Source organism: Flavobacterium sp. FlaQc-28, from assembly GCF_044007415.1.
Classification (GTDB): domain Bacteria; phylum Bacteroidota; class Bacteroidia; order Flavobacteriales; family Flavobacteriaceae; genus Flavobacterium.
In genome coordinates, this window is record NZ_JBIPCM010000003.1 from 278,390 (window position 1) to 303,550 (window position 25,161).

A 25,161-nucleotide genomic window follows, 5' to 3' on the forward strand; every position below is an offset into this window, starting at 1 on the left:
TTATTAGATAAATGACGAAACTAACCGAAATTCTAGCAAAGCTTCCTTACAGTACACCTTTTTTATTTGTAGATGAATTACTTCATGTAGATGAAAATAGTGCTATAGGAACTTATATCTTTAAAGAAGATCTTGATTTTTATAAAGGGCATTTTAAAGATAATCCTGTAACTCCAGGTGTAATTCTGACCGAAACTATGGCTCAGATTGGCTTGGTTTCCCTTGGTATTTATCTGTTAGGAAACAACTTTAACAAAGATACCGTAATCGCTTTTACATCAGCCGATATGCAATTTTTAAAACCTGTATATCCTAACGAAAAAGTAACAGTGACTTCTCAAAAATCATTTTTCAGATTTGGAAAATTGAAATGTGATGTAGTAATGACCAACGAAGCTGGACAAGAAGTCTGTAAAGGCATTATGGCTGGTATGATTACAAATAAATTATGAGCAAACGAGTTGTAATAACAGGATTAGGCGTTGCTGCTCCAAACGGAGTCGGAATTACCGAATTTAGTCACGCCATAAAAAATGGAATATCAGGAATACGTCATGATATTCAGTTGGAAGAACTTCAATTCTCTTGTCAAATTGCAGGAAAACCTGAAATATCTGAAGAATTAAAAGCGCAGTATTTTACAGAATTGGAACTTCGTGGTTTTAGCAGCACTGGTATTTTGTATGGTGTTATAGCAGGCATCGAAGCTTGGAAAAATGCAGGATTGCCCATAGAAACTAATGAAGAACCCGATTGGGACAGCGGAATCATTTTTGGTTCCGGCACCTCAGGAATTGATAAATTTCGCGAAAGCATTTATAAAATAGATGAACTTCAAGTTCGAAAATTAGGCAGTACTGTTGTGGCTCAAACCATGAATAGCGGTATTAGCGCTTATCTTGGTGGAAAATTAGGGCTTGGAAATCAAATTACAACAAATTCATCAGCCTGTTCAACAGGAACCGAAGCTATTTTAATGGCGTATGATCGCATACAATCTGGACAGGCAAAACGTATACTCGTGGGAAGCACTGGCGATAGCGGACCATATATTTGGGGCGGCTTTGATGCGCTTCGAGTTTGCAGTTCAAAATACAACGATAATCCTGAGCAGGGTTCACGACCAATGAGTGCATCAGCAGCAGGATTTGTACCTGCAAGCGGTGCGGGTGCATTAGTGATTGAAGATTTAGAAAGTGCCCTAGAACGTGGCGCAGCTATTTATGCCGAAATATTAGGAGGAAATGTAAACTCAGGCGGTCAACGCGGTAACGGAAGTATGACTGCTCCCAACAGTACAGCTGTGCAGCGCTGCATTATCAATGCAATTAATAATTCTGGAATTTCTACAAATGATATTGATGCTATAAACGGACATCTTACTGCAACCACAAAAGACAGTCTTGAAATTGAAAACTGGACCAAAGCATTAAATCGAAAAGGAAATGATTTTCCGTTTATCAATTCCTTAAAAAGCATGACAGGACATTGTTTAAGTGCCGCAGGAAGTATCGAAAGTATTGCTGCAATACTACAAATTCACGAAGGCTTTATCTTTGGAAATACCAATTGCGATGATCTTCATCCAGAAATTACAACACTAATTGATCCATCTAAAATACCTTTAAAAACAGTTGAAATTAGTCCAAATATAATTGCAAAAGCCAGTTTTGGTTTCGGTGATGTAAATGCCTGCATTATCTTTAAGAAATTTAAAAAATAAAGCTATGAACAAAGAAGAACTTATCGCTAAACTAAAATTGATTATAAAACCATATACAACTAATAGCGAAGCCTATGACAACCTTAATGAAAATACTGATTTCATTAAGGATCTAAATATCAATTCGGCTAACTTGGTAGATATTGTGCTGGATATCGAAGAAAACTTTGATGTAGTAATTGATAATACCGATATGGAACGTATGCTAAATGTAAAAGCTGCCGTAGAAATCATAGAAACTAAGTTATCTGAAAAATGATTGGCAATGATGTTATAGATATTCAACAAACGCGACAGGAAAGCAATTGGCGGCGTAAAGGTTTTATACAAAAACTATTTACACTAGACGAACAATTGCTCATTTCAAATGCAACAAATCCTGAAATTACAGTTTGGCTGCTTTGGAGCATGAAAGAAGCGGCTTATAAAATTTATAATCGCCAAACCAAAATAAGAGAATACATTCCGCAAAAACTCGTTTGTTCTATCACATCGCAAAACCAGAATACCACTGCAGGCATTGTTACTTGCTTCGAAAATATTTATTATACCAAAACAATCCTTTCTAAAGACAATATTCATACTATTGCAGTCTGTATTTCAGACAATTTAAATAATGTAACAGAAATCGAAAGAAGGTCTATTCTAAAAGATACAAATGGTATTCCATACTTAATCACTTCTCAAAATACAGTTCAGGATGTTTCGGTAAGTCATCACGGACGATTTGAAAAAGTGGTGACTATTCCTTAAAGTAAGTAGTTTTTAGTGAGGTAAAATATTTATAGAATTTCAATAAGACAAATAAAAAAGCTCCTCCGGAGCGCAATATATTTTGATTCTGAAAAAGAATATCGCTCCTCTGGAGCTTTATATTGTAAAGATCTATTCTTTGGTATAAATATTTCGCTTCTCTGAAGCTTACAAATAAGAAATTATTTTTTGAACAGTCACAATTTCTGAAATGCACCTGTTCCCCTGAAAATTTAGAATCATTCTACTAGCTTTTATCTGATTATCAAACGCTTTTTGAAGTAACTTCATAGTGAAATAACAAAAAGCGTACTAATGGAAGCTGAAAATCATTATATCAATAGAAGCGGCTGGCTTAGAGCAGCTGTTTTAGGTGCAAACGATGGAATTTTATCTACAACCAGTTTAGTTATTGGTGTTGCGGCTGCCACTACTACGCGAGAGCCTATTTTACTCGCTGCAATAGCAGGTTTGGTAGCGGGGGCACTTTCTATGGCTGCAGGAGAATATGTATCTGTTAGTTCACAATCTGATGTTGAAGCAGCTGATTTAAAAAGAGAAAGTCATGCACTGAAAACCATGCCCGAAATTGAACTCGAAGAACTCACGGATATATATGTACAAAGAGGATTGAGTAAACCTTTAGCCCGTCAAGTTGCAATGGAATTAACAGCTTATGATGCACTCGAAGCCCACGCTAGAGATGAGCTTGGAATAAACGAAATCACACAGGCAAATCCATTAATGGCTGCTTTTGCATCGGCTGTATCCTTTATTGTTGGAGGATTACTTCCGGTTTTAGTGGCAATTTTTGCTCCCATACGAGATATGGTATATTACCAATATGCGTTTTCGATACTCTTTCTGGCTTTTTCAGGAATTTTGGCGGCCAAAGCAGGAGGCTCAAAAATATTAAAAGCAGTACTTCGCATTTGTATTTGGGGAACTTTTGCAATGGTAATGTCTGCACTCGTAGGATATATCTTTGGTGTTCAGACTACTTAAAAGAAAAGAGCAGTCCAAAATGGAGCTGCCCTCTTACCAACAATTAACTAAATAACTCTTTTAATCAACATCCATCTTTTTGACTTTATGACTTTCAAACTTTCGGCTTACTTATTCATCTCCGCCATTCATAAAAGTCATCAAAAGCGTATAAGCATTCTTAATTACAATTTTTGACGATTTATCAATTACCGAAGATTTAATTTGACGGAAACCATCAGTCGTAGTTCCCGGTTCTACCACAACCATTTTGTATTGATTATTTCCGCTTAAAGCGAAAACAAAAAACTTGCCCTGCCATCTTACTACTGCATCTTCCGGAACTGTAATGGCTTTTTCGTTCTCAAATTCTGCTTCAGCATTAATAAAAAGTCCCGGAATTAATGTGTTATCGTATTGATTAACTTTACAAATAACTTCGGCAGCACGATCGTCGTTAAGACTGCGGTTGATATACGCAATCTTTGCAGAGAATCTCTTCGAAGGATTAGCATTTGTAAAAGCACTTACCGTTTGTCCTGTCGAAAGTAAATGAATATCTTTTTCAAAAGCATTCATAACCAATACAATATCACTCATTTCCATCAATTCAAAAAGCATATCTGTTGGAGCAATGTATTTTCCAACATTTACATTAACTTTAGATACGACTGCATTTATAGGCGAAACAATCGAAACCGTTTTACTGATATTTGAAGCCGAAAGCGTTTTTACATTAATCCCTAACAACGATAATTTTTGTGCCAGAGAAGCCATATAAATACGCTGCGTCTGCATTTCTGTAGCCGTTTGTTCGTACAATTTATCGCTGCTTGCTTTCTTCGCATTTAGTTCTTTTTGTCGGTCGTATTCGCTTTTAGCCAACTGAAATTTTTCTTTCGCCGTAAGGTAATCTTGTTGCAGTTGTATGTATTGCATATCCTCGACAACGGCTAATAATTGTCCTTTTCGAACGTGCATTCCTGCCATTAAATCTGTTTTTTTAATATAGCCGCCAAGCGGAATACTAACCGAAACGACACTTTTTGGCGGAACGGTTACTGTTCCCTGAAGTTGTAATATTCCTTTTACTGTTCTTTCTTCCGGATTTCCCACAACAAGTCCTGCATTTTTAATTTGTTCGTTGCTTAACTGAATGGTGTTTTCCTGTTTTTTTACTGTTTCTTTCTCCTGATTCTTTTTATCACTGTGGCACGAAACCAGAAACAAAAGACCAAAAATCGTGATGATATATGTTTTCATTATCTTATAAATTAGTGAGAGTTTGAAGATTTATGATCGCTTTATTATAATCGTTAACCCTGTCGAGATATTCATTTTTGATGGTAATCGCCTGATTTACGACTAAAACCCATTGCAAGTAATCAATATCTCCGTTTTCGAGTTGGCTGTTTGCCGCATCAATAATTACGGTGGCGTTTTTAAGCCCTTCGTTTTCATAATAATAAAGGCTTTTTTTATACTTTTCGGCTTCACTTACAGCGTTAGCGATTTCTGTTGTCATTTCGATTTTTACCGATTCGGCCATTATTTTGTAATTTTCGTATTCGATTTTTGCCGCTTTATTGCGTGAAGACTGACTCGAAAAGAATAACGGAATCGATAGTCCCAAATTCACATAACTAAACCTGTGGCTGCTATCATAATACAATTCCTGTCCCGCAGCACTGGTTTGTGCACCAATAATGCTTAAATTATTATATCCTACTGTAATATCCGGCATTAATTTAGCCTGTTCGGCTTTCCATTTCCATTTTGCAGCTTCTGCTTCATGATTTGAAAGTTGAATTTGCGGAAGTTCAGCTGTATTAATTTTTTCGTTTAACGAAATAGCAAAATCATTTTTAATGTTTGCCGAAGCCGGAACATGCACCACACTATCCTGCAATATGGTATTAAAAGATTTCAACGTAATGGCAATATCTTTATTGACCATCGTAAGCTGATTGGTATAAAACTGTCTTGCCGATTGAGAAGCGCTTTTTTCTAATACATTGGTTTCTCCCGTTTTATAACGCAAATCTGATTTTTGCTCCATTAATCTGTAAATAGAATCGGCGTAAGCCAATAATTCCTTTTTACTATTCAGCCAGATAAAATAATAAAACAAGCTTCTCACATTCGATTTAATCTGTTGCGAAGTCAGTTGTGAAGCAGCTTTGGCAACATTATAATTTTCCTGTAAAGCTTTTTTCTGATTACTATACAAAGTAGGAAAAGCAAAAGTCTGACTCACGCCAAAACGGGAATCATTAACGCCGCTGTTGAACTGACCATAATCAGCATCTAAAGCCAATTTTGGAATATCATAACCCGATTTTTGCAATTGTTCTTTAGACTTTTCATTAAGATGAGCCGATTTAATTCTTCTGTTATTCTGAAGTGCAATCGACAAAGATTCATCCAGAGAAACAGGTTTTTGTTGCGATTGTACTGAAGCTGTAACCAATAAAGCAACAAGCAATAAAGTCAGTTTATCCATTTTGTTTTTTTTGATTTTTTTCGAAAATACTTTAGTATGATACGTCATTAAATAAATTGCCGGAAGTACAAAAAGAGTCAGCAAAGTTGCTGTTATCAATCCGCCAATAACAACTGTTGCTAACGGGCGTTGCACCTCTGCTCCTGCTCCGTTACTCAAAGCCATTGGCAGAAACCCTAAAGAGGCCACCGCAGCGGTCATTAATACAGGACGCAACCTGTTTTTGGTTCCTGTAATGATGATATCAAACGGATCTGTAATTTCACCCTGCTTTTGTATTCGGTTAAACTCAGATATTAAAACAATTCCGTTTAATACAGCTACACCAAAAAGCGCAATAAAACCAACACCAGCTGAAATACTAAAAGGCATATCGCGCAAGGCAAGTCCAAAAACACCACCAATTGCAGATAACGGAATAGCGGTAAAAATGATAATTCCTTCTTTAAAAGATCTAAAAGCAAAATACAATAAAGCCAAAATCATAAACAAAGCTGCCGGAACAGCAACGCCCAAACGTGATTTTGCCTGTTGCAGATTCTCGAAAGTACCGCCATAGGTAATATAATATCCCGGATCAAATTTGATTTGACTGTCGACTTTTTTCTGTAATTCCTCCACAATCGATTCTACATCACGGCCTCTTACGTTAAATCCAACAATAATTCTTCTTTTAGCATCCTCACGCTGAATTTGATTAGGTCCTTCAACTTCTTTTACCGAAGCCACCTGATACAACGGAATCTGCATTCCCGAACGCGTAGAAATTAATAGATTTCTAACATCCGAAATGTCTTTTCTTCCGCTGGCTTCAACTCTTACCACCATATCAAAACGCTTTTCGCCTTCGTAAATACTTCCAGCTACAGCTCCTGCAAACGCAGCATTTACGGTTTGATTGATATCTGAAACATAAATCCCGTATTTCGCCATTTCTGCCCAGTCATAATCAATCACGATTTGAGGCATTCCAGTTACTTTTTCAACATACAAATCTGTTGCGCCTTCGACCGTTTTACTGATCGCGCCTAATTGTTCAGCATACTGAGCCAGTTTGTCGAGATCTTCTCCGTAAATTTTACAAACTAAATCCTGTTTGGCTCCGGTCATTAATTCATTAAAACGCATTTGCACCGGAAACTGAAAACCTGTTGTAACTCCCGGAGCTGTTTGTTTTACGGTTTCGGTCATTTTATCTGCCAGTTCCGGAAACGAAGAAGCACTTGTCCATTCTGATTTATCTTTTAGCACAATAATCATATCTCCACCCTCTATAGGCATTGGATCTGTTGGAATCTCGGCACTACCAATTCTCGAAACTACTTTTTCAACTTCAGGATATTCTTTTTTAAGTGTATTCGAAATTTGTTGAATCGTTTCTGTTGTCGTCGAAAGATTGGTGCCCAACAACAATCGGGTTTCTACCGCAAAATCTCCTTCTTCAAGCTGTGGAATAAACTCTCCTCCCATTCGGCTGAAAAGCAGCAAAGCAATCCCAAATAAAACAAAGGCCGAAATGACAATTCCTTTTTTCATCTTTAAAGCTTTAGTCAGCCAGTTTTCATAAACCCCTTCCAATTTTATCATAATTCGGTCAGAAAGATTCGGTTTATGAATAACCTTTTTGCTGATGAACAAAGCGCTTACCATTGGAACATAAGTAAGTGAAAGAATAAATGCTCCCAAAATGGCAAACGCGACAGTTTGTGCCATTGGCTTAAACATTTTACCCTCAATTCCTTCAAGTGATAATATTGGCAGGTAAACAATCAAAATAATGATTTGTCCAAATACTGCAGCATTCATCATTCGTCCTGCAGAACCTGTCACTTCTTTATCCATTTCTTCCTGCGAAATGGTATCGATTCCTTTGTATTTTTTGGCACTATGAATGTGATGCAAAATTGCTTCGACAATGATCACGGCGCCATCGACAATCAAACCAAAATCGAGAGCACCAAGACTCATCAAATTTCCGCTTACGCCAAAAGTGTTCATCATAATAATGGCAAACAGCATCGCTAGCGGAATAACAGAAGCCACGATAAATCCTGCTCTTAAATTCCCCAGAAAAAGCACCAGAACCAGAACAACAATCAAAGCACCTTCGATCAGGTTTTTCTCAACTGTACCAATCGCATTGTCAACCATTTTGGTACGATCTAAAAATGGTTCTATTTTTAAACCTTTAGGTAGAATTTTTTCGATTTCGGCAACACGTTTTTTTACATCGACGATAACATTATTGGCATTTTCGCCTTTTAACATCATCACGATTCCACCAACAGATTCGCCAATATCATCTGTCGTTAAAGCGCCGTAACGTATCGCCGAGGACATTTTTACTTCGGCAATATCTTTAATTAAAATTGGCGTTCCTGCCTGTGTATTTTTGACAATGATATTTTGAATGTCTTTAATATTTCGCTTTAATCCAACACTTCGGATATACAAAACAGTTGGGCCTTTTTCAATATAAGCGCCTCCCGTATTTTCGTTATTACTGCTTAAGGCTGTAAAAACTTCTTTTATAGTCAAGTTTTGTGCTTTTAATCTCGACGGATTTACAGCAATTTCGTATTGTTTTAGCTTTCCTCCAAAAGTTGCTACATCTGCAATTCCGGGAGTTCCTAGAAGTTGTCTTCGAATCGTCCAATCCTGAATGGTACGCAAATCTTCGAGCGAATATTTGGTTTCATAACCAGGTTGTGGTTTTAAAACATATTGGTAGATTTCTCCCAAGCCTGTTGTTGCCGGAGCCATTTCGGGAATACTGGCATTCTCTGCAATTTCTACTTTTTGCAAACGTTCTGCCACTTGTTGTCGTGCCCAATATACATCGGTATCATCGGCAAATACAATCGTAACTAACGAAAGTCCGAAACGAGAAATACTACGGCTTTCTTTAAGCTGCGGAATATTGCTAATCGCCTGCTCAATAGGGAAAGTGATTAAACGTTCTACATCTTCTGCGCCCAAAGACGGAGCGGTTGTAATAATCTGAACCTGATTGTTGGTAATGTCAGGAACGGCATCAATTGGTAAACGGGTCACTTCAAAAACACCGTAGATAATCCACAGCAAGGTGAAAACCCCAATTACCAGTTTATTTTTAACTGAAAATTGAATGATCTTATTGAGCATAATTTTATTTAATTTTTTTGAAATAATACTGTTATAGCCAAAACATAAAAATGTCATGACCACAATAAAAATCTTAGAAAATTAAATTATGCCAAAGGAGGTCTAAATACCGAAAATAAAGCGGGATTAGAATATAAGTTTGAAGTAAACGGAATTATGCCAGACTCTGAAAAATCGACATTAAAAGGAATATCAAATGTGTGTTTTTCTGAGGGAACAAATACAAGTTGAAAAGAAGCACTTGAAATATGCTTAAACGGAAGCTGCATATCACGATCAGAATCATTATCGTTGATGTCTTCTCCCCAATAATGCATTTCTAGGAAATCAATAAAACTTACATTATGCCTTTGCTGATGTTCATTGTAATGTTCAATCAATACTGGCAATTTATAAAATTGCTGAAAGAATCCAATATTGGATACAATTAGAAAGATGAATATGTAAACAATGATTTTTCGCACTTCACAAATTTAGAACATCTAAAAGAATAATTTGTTATCTAAAAACAAAAAACTACTAGAGTTTTAATATTTAACAAAAAATGCGTTCCAATGTTTGAAGCCTTGGAATAATCATACACAATATCCAGAATAAAAAAGAGGTCAAATTTCGCGGCTTGCGAAACTAACCTCTTTTTTTATACATCATTCAAATTAAAAAGTATTTCTACTTTTTTATACGATCACTTACTCTACCATAATTTCATCTACAAAAAGCCACGCTGATTGTCCTTCTCCCGGATGACCTTTAGGACACTGCCCTAAATTCTTGGCAGTAACACGGACAAACTTCGCTTTTTGTTCTGCAAACTTGGCTGTAAAGTCTTTTATCTGAATGTCCTTTTCTGAAGCTGCTATAGAGTTGATCTCTGTTTTTACTTCTTTAAAAGTAACACCATCTTGAGATATTTCAAATTTTACATATTGCGGCAGGAATATCCATTGGCTCCAATTTTGAATGCAGCCTAAAGTAATACTGTTTATTGATGTACTTGCTCCCAAATCTATAGTAGCAATTAAATCATTTTCATTGAAACCATGCCATTGTTTGCCAATATCTTTTGTACCTCTAAAACCATCTATTAAAGTATTGACTCCATTTGCGCGATAATGACTGCTGTTAGCATTTGTGTAACGTATTGTTTTTCCTGTTGCTTTATTAAAGGTAAAAGATTGTTCTGCAGGTTTTGCACTCACTACTTTATTATTTATAACCGTGATTGCTTTTACTGTCATAGAACTATTTACGACAAATGGCTTTTCATATTTAATACTGCTTATAGATGGTATGCTTCCGTCAGTTGTATAATAAATTACAGCCTCTATTTGATCTGTATCCAGTTCAATAAAAAGCTTATTATTTTCGACTACAGGCTTAATATCTACTTTGAAATTCCCTTTTGAATAACGAATTCCTCTTTGCTCAAAACCTTCTAAATGCGGTTGCAAACGTTCGGCAAAATTTTTCCAATTGCGTTGTTCTTTTTTAGACCACAATACTTCGGCCAATGCAAGCATACGAGGCAAAATCATATATTTAACATGTTCAGCGGTACTTATATATTCTGTCCATAAATTGGCTTGCGCACCTAGAACACGTTTAGCCTCTTCTGAAGTTAACTCTACTGGAATTGGGTCATAATTATATACTTTTTTCAACGTGTTAAATCCACCTATCGCAAGAGGTTCTGTTTCAGGATCTCCTTGATAATGGTCAAAATAGTAAGGAGAACCAGGTGTCATAACTACATCATGTCCCATTTTAGCGGCTTCTATTCCGCCCGCTTCACCGCGCCAGCTCATAACAGTTGCCTCTGGAGCCAGTCCGCCTTCAAGAATTTCATCCCATCCAATCATTTTTCTGTTTTTCGAAACCAAGAATTTTTCCATTCTGCGAATGAAATAACTTTGCAATTCTTTCTCGTCTTTCAATTGCTCTTTTTTCATTCTCGCTTGACATTTAGCACAATGTTTCCAGCTCGTTTTGTCTACCTCGTCTCCTCCAATATGAATATACTTTGAAGGGAAAATTGCCATCACTTCTGTTAATACATCTTGCAAGAATGTAAAAGCCTGATCATTTCCTGCACAGTAATTACTTTCTACTTTACTGGCTAAGAAATTTCCAGATTGTGAAAAAGTGTTTTTAGGATTACACGAAAGCTCTGGATACGCCGCCATCGCAGCTTCTGAGTGACCCGGCATTTCGATCTCTGGCACAACTGTAATATTTCTGGCTTTGGCATAAGCCACAATTTCTTTGGCTTGTTCTTGAGTATAATAGCCGCCGTAAGTCGATTTGCTTCTGTCGGCATTAAACTCTATTTCAGCCCAATTCCATGATTTTCCCCAATCATCGACACGCCAAGCGGCTTGTTGAGTAAGTTTAGGATATTTTTTAATTTCTAAACGCCAACCTGCTCCATCAACTAAATGCCAATGAAAAACATTCATTTTATAAGCGGCCAACAAATCAATAAATTCTTTTACCAATTCAGGAGAAGCAAAATGACGGCTGACATCCAACATCATCCCTCTCCATTGAAAGCGAGGATAATCTTTTATTTCCATACTAGGAATTTGAACCAAATCATTTGTTCGACTAAAAGGCAGTGTCTGCAATAAAGATTGTACGCCGTAAAACAGTCCTTTGGATGTATTGGCTTTGATATGAATTTCTTTTGGATTTACAGAAAGTAAGTATCCTTCGTCTCCAATTTCTTTAATCTTTTCGATACTAAAAACAATCTCTTTTCCACTCGTTCTAGTATTGTTTAATTCAAATCCAGTAACTCGTTTCACGTATTCTTTAAAAAAGTGAACTACTTTTTCGGCTGCTGCATCTTTCTTATCTATTTTTATAACTGTAGAATTATCAAAGGAAAAACTTCCTTGTTTAATTTCTAAACTTACGGGCTGCGGTATTATATGAACGGATTTCTGTGCCTGTAAATGCATAGAAAATACTAGTACAGCAGCTAGAATTAAGTTTGTGGTTCTTTTTTTGGTTTTCATTATTTGATATAATTAGCTAAAAGTTAATTTTTAAAAATCAAAGTTCGTTATGATTTTCAAAGTTGGACAAATGACAAAAGACAGCCCAAATTGAGCTGTCTTTTATTCACTGCATATTATTATTGCTCTTTAAAATAATTTGCTCCCCACATGGTATAACGTTTTTTCATGGTTTCAATCTTTGTTTGAAATTGAGTCCAGTCTTTTTTATCTTTTGGAGACCATAAAACTTCACTTAAGGCACTCAAACGAGGGAATATCATGTATTCTACTTTGGCAGGATTTGCCATATATTCTGTCCATACATTTCCTTGCGCTCCCATAACGTACTTTGCCTGCTGCTCATTTAATTCTTTAGGAATTGGTTCATAGCTGTACACTTTTTCTAATGGTAAAAATCCGCCAATGGTAACCTCTTTTTCGTTTTTAGTTTGCGAATGGTCTAAATAAACATGGCTTCCCGGTGTCATGATCACCTGATGATTTTCTTTTGCTGCAGCAATTCCGCCCTCTTCGCCTCTCCAACTCATTACGATAGCATTTGGTGCCAAACCACCTTCTAAAATTTCATCCCAGCCTATTATAGTTCTTCCTTTAGCATTCACATATTTTTCGATGCGTTGAATAAAATAACTCTGAAGACCGTGCTCATCTTTTAAGCCTTTTTCTTTAATCATCTGCTGGCAGAATTCGCTTTTCTTCCAAGCATCTTTTGGAGCTTCATCGCCTCCAATATGAATGTATTTTGAAGGGAATAAAGCAATTACTTCATCTAAAACATTTTCTAGGAATTTAAAGGTATTTTCGGTCGGAACAAAAATATCTGCATGTACGCCCCAAGTTTCTTGAACGATCTTATTTCTTCCGTTGGCCATTTCTTGTTTGCTCTTATCTGACATCATATTATCAGGAAGATTGGTTTTCTCATTAGGAAAACAGCTCAACTCAGGATAAGCGGCAATTGCTGCACTGCTGTGTCCCGGCATTTCAATTTCTGGAATTACTGTAATAAATCTATCTGAAGCATATTTTACTATATCTTTTACTTCTTCCTGAGTATAAAAACCACCTTCTGGTGTATTATCACTTCCTTTTCCCGGATATCTGCCAACAATGCTTCCGTTTCTTTTTGAACCAATTTCAGTAAGTCTAGGATATTTTTTAATTTCAATTCTCCAACCTTGATCTTCAGTTAAATGCCAATGAAAATAATTCAATTTATGCAATGCCAAATAATCAATATACTTTTTAACGAAAGCTACTGAGAAAAAATGACGTCCAACATCAAGCATTGCGCCTCTGTAAGCAAAACGAGGTTCATCTTGTACATTTACTGATGCTATTGCAAGATTGCTGCTTTTTTCTACAGGCAGTAACTGAATAAGAGTTTGAATTCCGTAGAATGTTCCAATAGGAGAATTTCCTATAATTTCGACACCGTTTTTATCTGATTTTAAACTATATCCTTCTCCTTTAAGTCCTTGAATGCTCTTAAGACTTGACAATTTGATATAATTCTTGGTTGCTTTTTTAACTACAGGCAATACAAAACCATAATAATCAGATAAATAAGCATTTAAAAAAGCTGCCGAAGCATTATCTTCTTTATTAGCAGCAACCAAACTTGTTTGTGCATTAATCACAAAACTTCCAGCGTTCTTAACAACTTTTACCGGCTGAGGGATAATATTCACTTCTTGTGCAAACGATAATGTGCAGCATAACAGAAGTGAAAAAAGAAATGACTTAACCATATTTACTATTTTTTAATTATTTTAAAACTATAAATCCTTGGTGTGTACGATAACACCTTCAAAGAAAAACATAATAAATTTATCTAACAAATTGAAACATAGATTTTAGACAAAATAAAAATCATTTCATGCACAAAATCAAATTTGTAACTTTTAGATGAATGAAACGTCTTTTTTTGAAGCTTCAAAATCTATGTTTCTATGTGTTTTAACTAATTTTTACCCAAGGGGTTTATTAATTTATTTCGTGTATGCTACAGCATGTTGTTTACTGCTGCCTAAACCATCCATTCCTAATTCAATAACATCTCCTGGTTTAATGTAAATAGGATCCGGCTTAATACCTAAACCTACACCCGGAGGAGTTCCTGTGCTAATGATATCGCCAGGAAGCAAAGTCATAAACTGACTTAAATAATGTACTAAAAATGGAATTTTGAATACTAAATTTGAAGTGTTACTGTTTTGGAATGTCTTCCCGTTTACAGTTAACCACATTGGTATATTATTCACATCGGCGATTTCGTCCTGAGTTGCCAAAAAGGGTCCAAGTGGCGCAAATGTGTCGCTTCCTTTTCCTTTTGCCCATTGTCCTCCACGCTCGATCTGAAAAGCTCTTTCGCTGTAATCATTTAGCAAAGCATAACCCGCAACATAATCTAAAGCTTCAGCTTCTTCTACATAACTTGCTTTTTTTCCTACTACAAAAGCCAACTCGATTTCCCAATCTGTTTTTTCACTGTTTTTTGGAATGATCAAATTATCATTTGGTCCGCAAAGTGATGTTGTTGATTTAAAAAAGATAATCGGCTCCGTCGGAATTGGTGCATTGGTTTCTAAACAGTGATCTACATAATTTAATCCAATACAAATTATTTTTGAAGGTCTTGCCACCGGAGAACCCAAACGTACACTTGCATCAACTTCCGGCAATGTTGGATTGCTTTCTAATGCATTTTTTAATTTTTCTAATCCGTTTTCTTCAAAGAATGCTTCGTTATAATCTGTTACAATTGAAGATACATCGAATCTTTTATCATCTATTAAAATACCTGGTTTTTCTTTACCGGCTTCTCCAAATCGTATTAGTTTCATTTTATTCTTATTTAATATATTATACTTCGTCTTATCTATTCAAATAATTATTCTTGTCTGTTATTCAATAACATAAATCACAGCGCTTCTTGCTCCGTGCGCCCCTATTACTAGCGATTGCTCTATATCAGCAGTTTTAGAAGGTCCGGCTATAAAGGCTCCAAATCCTTCTTTAGATACATCTAATTTCTGATACGCCTGATGTAAAGTATCTACAAGATTTTCTTTCTCAATTACTAAAACCAAATGCTGGCAAATAAACGGAACCAATCTGTTGATCATCTGACTTTCGTAAACCCAAACAGCACCATTCTCTGCAACTCCTATTGTTCCTTTTACATATGCTTTTTCAACTCTTTCTAATTCAGCTGCAGCTAAAAAAGCTACTTGTTCGTCTACAGTTCCAAGCTCGGGAATTGTATTTACTACAAAACTCAAATTCTTTTTATCAATCGCTAATTGCTCTTGTAGCAACGTAATATCTGAGATTAATTCTGTTTTACCTCCAATACCTTGCAAAACTGTTTTAAACTGTGTGTATACGTCATCATATTGAATTACAACACTAGTATCAATAACAGGAATCTCCAAAAACTCTGGCTGATTCATTGCTATGATTTTCAATATGTTATCTCTTGCACTCATTTTTTCTATTATCTGATATTTTAATTTTGGCTTTTCTTATTTTTTAGATACCAATCTCTAAAGGATTCCTTTGGAGCAACTGGCATTTCTCTTTGTTTAAACCAAATATTCAGTTTGTTATTTACTATAAATGGGAATAACTGCATACTCTTACGCCCTATATTTCCCATCAAACGATAGATTTTGGGATTCGAGAACACGAAATTCATTCCTTTCATGCTTATTTTTTTACTAGCCGCTACATAACCTTCAGAAACAATTACTTGTCTCCATTTCCATAATTGCTCATGAATATTGATTTTCACCGGACAAACATTACTGCAACTACCGCATAAAGTCGATGCAAAAGGCAAGTCGGCATTGACTTTCATATCTAAATTTGGGTTTAGAATAGAACCAATTGGCCCCGCCACGGCCGTATGATAACTGTGACCACCGCTTCTGCGATAAACTGGACAGGTATTAAAACAAGCTGCACAGCGGATGCATTTTAATGAATTTCTAAAATCTTCTCTTCCTAACTGTTTGCTTCGACCGTTATCTACAATAACAATGTGTATTTCCTGATTAGGTCGCGGTTTATGAAAATGACTTGAATAAGTTGTAATAGGCTGACCTGTAGCACTTCTTGCCAATAATCTCAAAAATACAGATAAATGTTCAGCTTTTGGAATCAATTTTTCGAATCCCATACAGGCAATATGTACTGCGGCAGTATGCGCGCCCATATCCGCATTTCCTTCATTGGTACAAACTACAAAACCACCCGTTTCTGCAATAGCAAAATTGACTCCCGTAATCGCTAAGTCCGATTCTACGAATTTATTACGCAAGTGTTGTCTTGCAGCCTCAGTTAAATATTGTGGGTCATTGTTTCCTTTTTCAGTTTGTAAATGTTCATGAAAAGTAGCACTTACATCTTCTTTTTTCAAATGTATTGCAGGCAAAACAATATGACTTGGAGGTTCTTTTCTAAACTGAACAATTCGCTCTCCAAGATCTGTGTCGACTACTTCTATACCATGCTCGTGCAAATATTCATTTAAGTGACATTCTTCCGTCAGCATGCTTTTGCTTTTCACAATCTTCTGAATATTGTGCTTTTTGATAATTTTATGAACTATCTCATTGTGTTCTTTTGCATCTGAAGCCCAATGCACTTTTATTCCATTTGCGATTGCATTTTCTTCAAACTCTTTCAAGTAATTAGAAAGATTTGAAAGTGTAGCATTTTTAATCTGAGATCCCCATTCTCGAAGCTGTTCCCACTCTGGCAAACCATGTGCTGCTTTGTCTCGTTTTTCGCGAACAAACCACAAAGTTTCGTCGTGCCAATTGGTTCTAGGCTCGTCTTCTATAAACTTTCCCGCTAAGTCAGCGTGCGTTGTTTTCATAATTACTTCTTAAGAATCTCTTTTAATTCAGCATTGAAAGTATAACTTTTTCCAGGCTGAGTCATTATTTCAATAGTATTAGTACTGTTTTGCAATTTACAAACTCCACCTACTTTTGATAACACTTTTGCGCTCACCAACTTTCCTTCTTCCCATTTCATGTCTACTTCAAATCCGCCTCTGGCGCATAATCCCTTTACTTCTCCATTTTTCCATGTTTTTGGAAGTGCAGGAAGCAATTGAATTTTCTCTGTTTGGCTTTGAAGAAGTATTTCCGCCATTGCAGCGGTAATTCCAAAATTACCATCGAGTTGAAACGGTGGATGATTGCAAAACAAATTTGGTAATGTATTGTAAGTTAACAATCCGCGGATCATAATTTCTGCGCGATCTCCTTCGCCCAAACGTGCCCAAAGTGCGCAACGCCAAGACCATGTCCAGGAGCGGCGGCTATCTCCAACAGTAGATTCAACTGTAAAAGGTGTGTTCTCATTTTTGCCGAAATTTCCGCTTCGGCTTCGTAAGGAAAGAATTGCTCCTTTAGCCAGTTCCGGCGTTACAGAACTGCTAATTTGACGCCCCGGATATACCCCAAAAAGATGCGATGTATGACGATGTTCATCATTTGGATCATCACGATCCACTTGCCATTCTTGCAATTGACCCCATTTTCCAATTTTATTTGGAGCTAAACGAGATTGCATATCGAATACTTTTTTCTGATAATCTGCATCGATACCAAGTGCTTTTGCTGCATCCAGATAATTTTGAAATAAATCCCAAACCAATTGCTGATCCATCATTACTCCATCTTCACGCGGGCCATGTTCTGGCGACCAACCATTTGGAACCATTAATTGTCCATTTGGCATTGTTTTTAAATTATCTTCCCAATATTCGCAAACTTCTTTAATAATAGGATATGCCGTTTGGCGCAAATAATTATTGTCTTTAGTAAATGCCCAATGTTCATATACGTGTTGTGCATACCAAGCGCTTGCAGGTATATTCCATTCCCAGCCATTTCCGCCAAATATATTTTGACTTGTTCGTGCTGTCCAGCCACGTGTTTTTTCTCCAAAAGCTTTGCGAGTAGCAATTCGACAAGGTTCCTGAGCAGCAACGATAAAATCAATCAAAGGCAAATGACATTCAGATAAATTGGTCGATTCAACTCCCCAATAATTCATTTGAATATTGATATTATTGTGGTAATCACTTGCCCATGCAGGTGTGTTGCTGTCATTCCATAAACCTTGCAAATTGGCTGGTAAACCTCCACGACGAGAACTGCTTGCTAATAAATAACGCCCATATTGAAACATTGTTTCTTCTAAATCGGGATCAACTCCTCCGGCTGCATATTTTTTTAAGCGCTCATCTGTTGGTAAAACAGAAGTCGCTGCATCTGCATTTCCAATATTGAGGTATACTCGCGAAAGCAGCGAACTCAAATCTTTTATGTGCGCAGCTTTAAGTTTTTCATAACCTTTGGCTTTAGCTGCAGCTAATTCTTTTTCAATAAGCGGCATTGGGTCTTCTCCTCGCCAATCTGATTTAAAATCAGGTTTATAATTTGTTCTGGCATCTAAAATCAATGTCAATGCATTACAATTTTCAAAGATCAATTTTTCGCCTTCAAAACGTATTTTTCCTCCTTTGTTATGTACCAAAAGTTTGGCTGCATATTTCAGTTTATTTGGCATTTCTCCAATAAAACTTAAACTATTCGTACTCGATTTGCTTATTGCGCCTTGAGCCGAATGAAGTGAAATTGTTCCTGAAAAACCCTTTTTTGCATTGGCTTTATATTCAAAAACCATTACCTGATCCGGATAACTCGCAAAACCTTCACGGCTAATTTTTATATTATTCTGAGTAAAATTAGTTTGATGAATTCCAGTCGAAATATCAAGCGAACGAGAATAATTAGAAAAAGCACTTTTGTCTATAAAATCAATTGTGATTTCTCCAAAGTTACGGTACGAACCAAATCCGTGATCGCCTGTTTCATATTCGCCATCCCAGTTATTGTCTCCCGACCATAGGCTTTGCTCGTTGAACTGAATAACTTCTTGTTCAACTCCGCCAAAAAACATGGCTCCCAACCTTCCATTCCCGATAGGTAAAGCTTCAGCAGACCACTTTACAGCTGGCTGTTTGTACCATAATTGTCTTGGATGATTCTTTTGTGCTAGACAAACAGAGCCAACCAATAATGTAATGGATAAAAGCGCAAATAATATAATTTTATTCATTATTTTGAATATGCAATTAATGATGATTGTATCATCTATTTTCCGAACCACAATCAGGGAAATTTCTTCTCCTCGACTTATTGTAAACTATTATTGAGTATTTCGGCAATATGAATAGTTTTAACTTTACTTCCTTGTCTTCTTAATATACCATCAAGATGCATTAAACAGCTGGTATCTCCTCCAGTAATGTAATCAACATCGTTGTCTTCATGTTCCTTTACGCGATCTTTACCCATTTTTACACTTACTGCTTCTTCAAAAACGCAAAAAGTTCCTCCAAAACCACAACATTCATCATTACGTTTTGGCTTTCTGAGTTCGATTCCACCAACCATATTTAGCAATTGCTCCGGTTTCGAAAATTCAGGCAACATTCTTTCCGTCATTGAAGAAAGGTGCAATCCTCTTTGTCCGTGGCAACTATTATGTAATCCTACTTTAAAGGGAAAATCAGCATTGATGATTTCTACCTTTAAGATATCAGTTAAAAACTCTGTAAGTTCATAAACCGAACTACGAATCTTTAATGCTTCTTGAGGATTTTCGTCATCATGCAAATGTTCTTTTACATGCAAAACACAACTCCCAGACGGAGCTACTATATATTCAAATCCTGAAAAATTTTTGACAAAGTTTTTATCACAGCCTTTACTCAAGCTTGCAAAACCGCTGTTCGCCATAGGCTGACCGCAGCAGGTTTGTTCTAAAGGAAAAGTAACTTCACAACCCAGTTTTTCCAATAATTGCAAGGTCGCAATACCCACATTTGGATAAAATTGATCTATATAGCAGGGAATGAATAAAGCAACCTTCATTGTAACTTAGTTATTTAGTTTTATAAATCCTCCATCAATTGGATAATCACAGCCGGTAACAAAACCAGATTCATCGCTGCATAAAAACAAAGCTAAAGCTGCAACTTCATCTGGTTTTGCCATACGTCCGATTGGCTGAGACTTTGATAATTTTTCAAACATTTCAGCTTCCTGACCTGGATAATTTTTAGCTATAAAACCATCTACAAATGGTGTATGTACACGTGCCGGAGAAACAGAATTACAACGAATATTCTCGCTCATATAATCTCTCGCTATTGATAAAGTCATTGCCATTACAGCTCCTTTGGCTGTAGAATAAGCAAATCGATCCGGAATTCCTACCCAAGCCGCAATTGATGCCATGTTTAAAATAACACCTCCGCCAGAATTTCTAAAATGTGGTATTGAAGCATGTAAACAATTGTACACCCCTTTTACATTCACATTCATAATTCTGTCAAAATCTGCTTCGGGTGTTGTATCTACTTTTCCAACATGAGCAATTCCTGCATTGTTTATCAAAATATTTATATTTCCGATTTTCTCAAATGCCGCTAATACCTCCTGCTGATTGGCAACATTACAAGCATGAGCAAATACTTTTCCTCCGTTTGCTGTAATTTCGTCGACAGCCGTTTTTGCACTTTCTTCTGTTAATTCTACAATGTGAACTTCAGCTCCCTGCTTTGCAAATAAAGCTGCAATAGCTTTCCCAATTCCGCTGCCGCCTCCTGTAATAACTGCTTTTTTATTTTGTAATGAAAACATATAAATTCTATTTTATTTTTAAACCATTTCTTTAAGTAACTATAGATCACTGCTCTTTTCAAAAGTAAAAAAGCAATGATCTTCTTAAACTCAAAACTTAAACAACTTATAAAGATACCCCTCTTTTCCAAGGAATAAAATCATCTTGATTTAGTAAGACTGCTTTTGGAATGATTTCACCACTGGCAGCTTTAATGCAATATTCTAAAATATCTTCTCCCATTTCTTCAATGGTTTTCTCACCGCTTATAATCGGGCCGCAATCAATATCAATAATATCACTCATTTTCTTTGCTAGAACAGAGTTTGTCGCTACTTTAATTACTGGACAAACTGGATTTCCTGTTGGAGTTCCCAAACCTGTGGTAAATAAAATTAATGTTGCTCCAGAAGCTGCTTTTCCAGTTGTTGCTTCCACATCGTTTCCGGGCGTGCAAACTAAACTTAGGCCTGCTTTTGTTGCAGATTCTGTATAGTCTAAAACATCAATTACTGGTGCAGTTCCTCCTTTTTTTGCTGCGCCGGCACTTTTGATGGCATCTGTAATTAATCCGTCTTTGATGTTTCCTGGTGAAGGATTCATATGAAATCCGGAACCTACTTTATGCGCTAAGGCATCATAAGACTGCATTAAATCGATGAATTTTTTAGCTACTGGTTCTGATGTACAACGATCAATTAAATTTTGCTCTACCCCGCACAATTCAGGAAATTCTGCCAGTAATACTTTACCTCCTAAAGCCACCAGTAAATCTGATGTATAACCTACTGCTGGATTTGCCGAAACTCCGCTAAAACCATCACTTCCACCGCATTTAACTCCTAAACATAATTCACTCAAAGATGCTGGAGTTCGTTCTTGTTTGTTTATTTCAATTAATCCTTCAAATGTTTTTTTGATAGCATCTGCAATTAATTGTTCTTCACTTTTTGATTGTTGCTGCTCAAAAATGTATAAAGGTTTATCGAAAGACGGATTTTGTTTTTTGACATCGTTTGTAAAATCCTGTACTTGTAAATGCTGGCATCCTAAACTAAGTACTGTTATACCTGCAACATTTGGATGATTTGCATAAGATGCTAATAAGGCACTTAAGGTAGCCGAATCTTGACGTGTGCCTCCGCAGCCTCCTTGATGATTCAAAAATTTTATACCATCTACATTTTTAAAAACTTTGTTTGTATAAGGTTCTGGAGCTAGCTGAACGTCAATTGAATCTAGACTTTCTCCGTTTTTATAAGCTTCAAGTAAAGCATGAGTATACTGAGTGTATTTATCACTTACAGAATATCCTAACTCATTGTGTAAAGCTTCACGTATTACATCCAAATTTCTATTTTCGCAAAATACTGTAGGCACAAATAACCAATAATTGGCAGTTCCTACACGTCCGTCATTTCGTTTATACCCATTAAAAGTTCTGTCTTTATACTTTGACACATCTGGTGCCTGCCATTCAAAACTAACATCACGATACTTGTAAGGTTCTGCTGCATGTTTAAGGTTTTCTGTTGTCATTAAACTGCCTTTTGCAACATCACACTGCACTTTTCCAACCAAAACGCCGTACATAATAATTTCATCTCCCACTCTCAAATTGGTTGTATAAAATTTATGCTTTGCCTTGATTGTGTCCTGTAATAGGAAAGTTTCATTATCAAAAACTACATTCTCTCCTTTAGACAAATCTGTTAAAGCCACCAGTACATTATCGTCTGGGTGCATTTTTATCACCAATCTTTTAACTCCGTTTTCTAACATATTATATAAATAGAATTTATGCTTTATTTGTTTTATGTCCGTTAAATGCAAACAATAGAATTACCGAGAAACACGTTAATGGAACGACATAACCATACTGAATACTTCCTGTAATATCCGAAATCAATCCTAAAACTGGAGGAAGCAATGCTCCGCCAACAATCGACATTACGATTAATGAAGAACCAATTTTTGTGTTGTGTCCAAGTCCCTCAATTCCCATTGAGAAAATAGTTGGAAACATGATACTCATAAAAAATGCAATTGCTATTAAAGTATACACTACCAGCATTCCTGTTCCTGTTATGGCTAATATTGATAAGCCAATATTAATAATGGCATAAATGATTAATAATTTTCTAGGCTGTATGTATTGCATGAAAAATGTACCTGCAAAACGTCCAAGCATGAATGCCAAGCCAAAAAATCCTAAATATTTGGCTGCAACACCTTCTGTAAGTCCTGCTGAAGTAGTAGCCATTTTAATGAAAAAGCTTCCAACGCAAACTTGTGCTCCTACATAAAAAAACTGCGCTATAATCCCCCAACGCAAGCGCAGTGATTTTAGGGCTCCAGCAAAACTTGCGCCGTCTGCTCCTTCTTTATCTTCGTCTTTTACATCTGGCATATTCGTAAAATAAAACAAAACTGCTACTGCCAGAATAATTAGTCCTAAAACTAAATACGGCATTTTTACACTCGCTGCTTCTTCTAAAACATAAGCGTGCAATTCGGCAGGAGCCATAGCATCTATTTGAGCTTGAGTTAGATTTTTACCCGATAAGATCATCGGGCCAATATAAGCCGGAGCAATAAATGCAGCTAATCCGTTAAACGATTGAGAGAAATTTAATCTCTTTGTTGCTGTTTCAGCTGGTCCCAGAATAGTTACATATGGATTTGCGGCTGTTTCTAAAAAAGTAAGTCCGCAGGCGATAACAAATAAAGCTCCTAAAAAGTAAATATATTGTAGTGAATTGGCCGCTGGAACAAACAAAATGGAACCAATACCAAATAAAACCAACCCGATCATAATACCTGATTTATAACCGTATTTTCGCATAATATAACCTGCAGGCAATGCCATAACAAAATAGGCAATAAAAACTGAAGAGTCTATTAAAGATGATTCTAAGTCTGTAAGATTAAATGCTTTTCGTAAATGAGGAATAAGTATTGGATCTAAGTTGTGTACAAAACCCCAGAAAAAGAATAAACTGGTAACTAATATAAAAGGAAAAAGCCATTTCTTATTTTCTTTTGTACCAGTCTCTTTTTGAACATCCAACTGCGTTATTAATGCCATATGCTTTTTATTAAAATTATACTTTTTTACGATTATAAAAATATAATACTTAAAGTATAATTATTAATTCAATATTACCCTTGTTTAATTAGTAATTGTCTATTATGATAATTTCAAACAAAAGAGATGCATTTAAAAAGAATGCGGGTAATATTGATTTGTAACTGATCCATCTTCAAAAAGATCAATAACGGCGTATCCCGGAGGTGTTTGTTTATAATAAGTTTTCCCTGCCGAGTCTTTGTCTCCCGGTTCCCACCAAAAACCACTCAAAGCACCATTGCAGTAATACTGCACATTGTTGTAAACTGCTTCGTCCAGTAAATGAATGTGCCCGCTCAAACACGTGATTTTTTTGTCTTTATGTTTATAAAAAAGATCGCTGATGTATTTAGAATCGGTATGATTTCCTCCATCTACATGTGTACATACAGCAAGAATAGGAAAATGACTCATACAGACAACTGGTGTACCAACAGGTAAACTTTGTAAATCTTTTTCGAGCCATAAACGCTGTTCATCATCTAATGAACCTCCGCCGTTATTACTGTCTAATATCACAAAGTGCCATCCTTTTTTATCAAAGCTGTAATAGCGGTTTGGAATTCCTAATTGCTTTACAACATAGTTTTTCCCATACATTGTATCTTGTTTGTTTGGCGCTGCCCACCACATATCATGATTTCCAAGGCAACTGTGCAATTCAAAACCATTGATTCCTTTGGTTGTATCGTTCCAAATTTTCCATAGTTCATTTACTCTTTCACGAGTAATATTATCATAGTCTGCCGCAAAAATGGAATCTCCGCCATTGAGAAAAAAATCGACTTTGTGTTTCTTGATTTCTTCTAAACATTTCTCAAATCGCTCTGGTGCATTTTCTTCTGGTCGAATATGCACATCTGTAATATGTGCAATGCGCAAAACTCTTTTAGATTTAGTACTTTTCTCCGCTGCAGAAATTATAGAAGTTGAACCAGTCAAGGCAACTGTACCTGCAGTTAATCCAATATATTTTAGTAAATCTCTTCTTTTCATTTTCTAGTTTGTTTGTTGGATAATTTTTACACAGATCTAGTAGATTTTATGATTTTTAATTCTACCTATATCCTTTTTTAAATGATTGAATTTCATCCTGTTATAACTGGAGGGATAAAATTGTCAACAGAAAGGGCTTTAGCCAAACTTATACATTTTGGCTAAAGCCCTAAATCTCAATCTTACTATTTACATC

General features: G+C 36.1%; 19 protein-coding genes. 5 read left to right on the forward strand and 14 right to left on the reverse strand.

Annotated features, from left to right (window positions below):
* Nucleotides 1–11 precede the first annotated feature (11 nt).
* From ACHRVL_RS10780 to ACHRVL_RS10800, 5 genes are all read left to right on the forward strand, one after another.
* Complete coding sequence (locus tag ACHRVL_RS10780) at nt 12–452, forward strand: 3-hydroxyacyl-ACP dehydratase FabZ family protein (RefSeq protein WP_395412600.1); 441 nt, start codon at nt 12–14, stop codon at nt 450–452.
* The gene (locus ACHRVL_RS10785; RefSeq protein WP_395412602.1) at nt 449–1,723 is read left to right on the forward strand and encodes a beta-ketoacyl-[acyl-carrier-protein] synthase family protein; all 1,275 of its coding nucleotides are present in this window, start codon (nt 449–451) and stop codon (nt 1,721–1,723) included. Before ACHRVL_RS10780 ends, ACHRVL_RS10785 begins: the two co-directional genes overlap by 4 nt.
* Before the next feature lie 4 nt (nt 1,724–1,727).
* Nucleotides 1,728–1,982, forward strand: coding sequence for an acyl carrier protein (locus ACHRVL_RS10790; protein WP_089055067.1), 255 nt, complete (start codon nt 1,728–1,730; stop codon nt 1,980–1,982).
* The gene (locus ACHRVL_RS10795) at nt 1,979–2,476 is read left to right on the forward strand and encodes a 4'-phosphopantetheinyl transferase superfamily protein (RefSeq protein WP_395412605.1); all 498 of its coding nucleotides are present in this window, start codon (nt 1,979–1,981) and stop codon (nt 2,474–2,476) included. The genes ACHRVL_RS10790 and ACHRVL_RS10795 overlap by 4 nt, the downstream gene beginning before the upstream one ends.
* A gap of 315 nt (nt 2,477–2,791) precedes the next feature.
* Nucleotides 2,792–3,481, forward strand: a complete 690-nt coding sequence (locus ACHRVL_RS10800) for a VIT family protein (protein ID WP_395412607.1) — start codon at nt 2,792–2,794, stop codon at nt 3,479–3,481.
* A 111-nt stretch (nt 3,482–3,592) separates the two neighbouring features.
* On the opposite strand, the gene ACHRVL_RS10805 is transcribed toward ACHRVL_RS10800, so the two are convergent.
* The 14 genes from ACHRVL_RS10805 to ACHRVL_RS10870 form a co-directional block, all read right to left on the reverse strand.
* The gene (locus ACHRVL_RS10805) at nt 3,593–4,723 is read right to left on the reverse strand and encodes an efflux RND transporter periplasmic adaptor subunit (protein WP_395412609.1); all 1,131 of its coding nucleotides are present in this window, start codon (nt 4,721–4,723) and stop codon (nt 3,593–3,595) included.
* A 4-nt stretch (nt 4,724–4,727) separates the two neighbouring features.
* Nucleotides 4,728–9,107: a CusA/CzcA family heavy metal efflux RND transporter gene (locus tag ACHRVL_RS10810; RefSeq protein ID WP_395412611.1), complete on the reverse strand. Its 4,380-nt coding sequence runs from the start codon at nt 9,105–9,107 to the stop codon at nt 4,728–4,730.
* A gap of 86 nt (nt 9,108–9,193) precedes the next feature.
* A complete protein-coding gene (locus tag ACHRVL_RS10815) occupies nt 9,194–9,571 on the reverse strand; it encodes a hypothetical protein (RefSeq protein ID WP_395412613.1) in 378 nt (125 codons plus the stop codon).
* Nucleotides 9,572–9,796: 225 nt separating this feature from the next.
* Nucleotides 9,797–12,124 (reverse strand): family 20 glycosylhydrolase, encoded by a 2,328-nt coding sequence (locus ACHRVL_RS10820; protein ID WP_395412614.1) that lies wholly within the window; start codon nt 12,122–12,124, stop codon nt 9,797–9,799.
* Nucleotides 12,125–12,243: 119 nt separating this feature from the next.
* A complete protein-coding gene (locus ACHRVL_RS10825; protein ID WP_395412615.1) occupies nt 12,244–13,878 on the reverse strand; it encodes a beta-N-acetylhexosaminidase in 1,635 nt (544 codons plus the stop codon).
* A gap of 240 nt (nt 13,879–14,118) precedes the next feature.
* A complete protein-coding gene (locus ACHRVL_RS10830) occupies nt 14,119–14,973 on the reverse strand; it encodes a fumarylacetoacetate hydrolase family protein (RefSeq protein ID WP_395412617.1) in 855 nt (284 codons plus the stop codon).
* Nucleotides 14,974–15,033: 60 nt separating this feature from the next.
* Complete coding sequence (locus tag ACHRVL_RS10835) at nt 15,034–15,618, reverse strand: lactate utilization protein C (RefSeq protein WP_395412620.1); 585 nt, start codon at nt 15,616–15,618, stop codon at nt 15,034–15,036.
* 20 nt (nt 15,619–15,638) lie between these two features.
* A complete protein-coding gene (locus ACHRVL_RS10840) occupies nt 15,639–17,012 on the reverse strand; it encodes a lactate utilization protein B (protein ID WP_395412622.1) in 1,374 nt (457 codons plus the stop codon).
* 2 nt (nt 17,013–17,014) lie between these two features.
* On the reverse strand, nt 17,015–19,270 hold the full coding sequence (locus ACHRVL_RS10845) for a glycosyl hydrolase family 95 catalytic domain-containing protein (RefSeq protein ID WP_395412624.1): 2,256 nt from the start codon (nt 19,268–19,270) through the stop codon (nt 17,015–17,017).
* A gap of 77 nt (nt 19,271–19,347) precedes the next feature.
* Nucleotides 19,348–20,088, reverse strand: a complete 741-nt coding sequence (locus ACHRVL_RS10850; protein WP_395412626.1) for a (Fe-S)-binding protein — start codon at nt 20,086–20,088, stop codon at nt 19,348–19,350.
* 6 nt (nt 20,089–20,094) lie between these two features.
* Nucleotides 20,095–20,859, reverse strand: coding sequence for an SDR family NAD(P)-dependent oxidoreductase (locus ACHRVL_RS10855; RefSeq protein WP_395412629.1), 765 nt, complete (start codon nt 20,857–20,859; stop codon nt 20,095–20,097).
* Nucleotides 20,860–20,965: 106 nt separating this feature from the next.
* A complete protein-coding gene (locus ACHRVL_RS10860) occupies nt 20,966–22,585 on the reverse strand; it encodes a UxaA family hydrolase (RefSeq protein ID WP_395412631.1) in 1,620 nt (539 codons plus the stop codon).
* Nucleotides 22,586–22,637: 52 nt separating this feature from the next.
* Nucleotides 22,638–23,927: an L-fucose:H+ symporter permease gene (fucP, locus tag ACHRVL_RS10865; RefSeq protein WP_395412634.1), complete on the reverse strand. Its 1,290-nt coding sequence runs from the start codon at nt 23,925–23,927 to the stop codon at nt 22,638–22,640.
* A gap of 132 nt (nt 23,928–24,059) precedes the next feature.
* Nucleotides 24,060–24,965 carry a metallophosphoesterase family protein gene (locus ACHRVL_RS10870; RefSeq protein WP_395412636.1) on the reverse strand — a complete coding sequence of 302 codons (906 nt, stop codon included), beginning with the start codon at nt 24,963–24,965 and terminating at the stop codon, nt 24,060–24,062.
* Between the last annotated feature and the right edge of the window lie 196 nt (nt 24,966–25,161).

Bases quoted from the DNA above. Each gene is read 5' to 3' on its own strand.
- ACHRVL_RS10805 (WP_395412609.1), bottom strand. From the start codon at position 4,723: ATGAAAACATATATCATCACGATTTTTGGTCTTTTGTTTCTGGTTTCG.
- ACHRVL_RS10810 (WP_395412611.1), bottom strand. From the start codon at position 9,107: ATGCTCAATAAGATCATTCAATTTTCAGTTAAAAATAAACTGGTAATT.
- ACHRVL_RS10835 (WP_395412620.1), bottom strand. From the start codon at position 15,618: ATGAGTGCAAGAGATAACATATTGAAAATCATAGCAATGAATCAGCCA.
- ACHRVL_RS10855 (WP_395412629.1), bottom strand. From the start codon at position 20,859: ATGTTTTCATTACAAAATAAAAAAGCAGTTATTACAGGAGGCGGCAGC.
- ACHRVL_RS10830 (WP_395412617.1), bottom strand. From the start codon at position 14,973: ATGAAACTAATACGATTTGGAGAAGCCGGTAAAGAAAAACCAGGTATT.
- ACHRVL_RS10795 (WP_395412605.1), top strand. From the start codon at position 1,979: ATGATTGGCAATGATGTTATAGATATTCAACAAACGCGACAGGAAAGC.
- ACHRVL_RS10780 (WP_395412600.1), top strand. From the start codon at position 12: ATGACGAAACTAACCGAAATTCTAGCAAAGCTTCCTTACAGTACACCT.
- ACHRVL_RS10820 (WP_395412614.1), bottom strand. From the start codon at position 12,124: ATGAAAACCAAAAAAAGAACCACAAACTTAATTCTAGCTGCTGTACTA.
- ACHRVL_RS10860 (WP_395412631.1), bottom strand. From the start codon at position 22,585: ATGCACCCAGACGATAATGTACTGGTGGCTTTAACAGATTTGTCTAAA.
- ACHRVL_RS10840 (WP_395412622.1), bottom strand. From the start codon at position 17,012: ATGAAAACAACGCACGCTGACTTAGCGGGAAAGTTTATAGAAGACGAG.
- ACHRVL_RS10845 (WP_395412624.1), bottom strand. From the start codon at position 19,270: ATGAATAAAATTATATTATTTGCGCTTTTATCCATTACATTATTGGTT.
- ACHRVL_RS10790 (WP_089055067.1), top strand. From the start codon at position 1,728: ATGAACAAAGAAGAACTTATCGCTAAACTAAAATTGATTATAAAACCA.
- ACHRVL_RS10785 (WP_395412602.1), top strand. From the start codon at position 449: ATGAGCAAACGAGTTGTAATAACAGGATTAGGCGTTGCTGCTCCAAAC.
- ACHRVL_RS10825 (WP_395412615.1), bottom strand. From the start codon at position 13,878: ATGGTTAAGTCATTTCTTTTTTCACTTCTGTTATGCTGCACATTATCG.
- fucP (WP_395412634.1), bottom strand. From the start codon at position 23,927: ATGGCATTAATAACGCAGTTGGATGTTCAAAAAGAGACTGGTACAAAA.
- ACHRVL_RS10800 (WP_395412607.1), top strand. From the start codon at position 2,792: ATGGAAGCTGAAAATCATTATATCAATAGAAGCGGCTGGCTTAGAGCA.
- ACHRVL_RS10870 (WP_395412636.1), bottom strand. From the start codon at position 24,965: ATGAAAAGAAGAGATTTACTAAAATATATTGGATTAACTGCAGGTACA.
- ACHRVL_RS10850 (WP_395412626.1), bottom strand. From the start codon at position 20,088: ATGAAGGTTGCTTTATTCATTCCCTGCTATATAGATCAATTTTATCCA.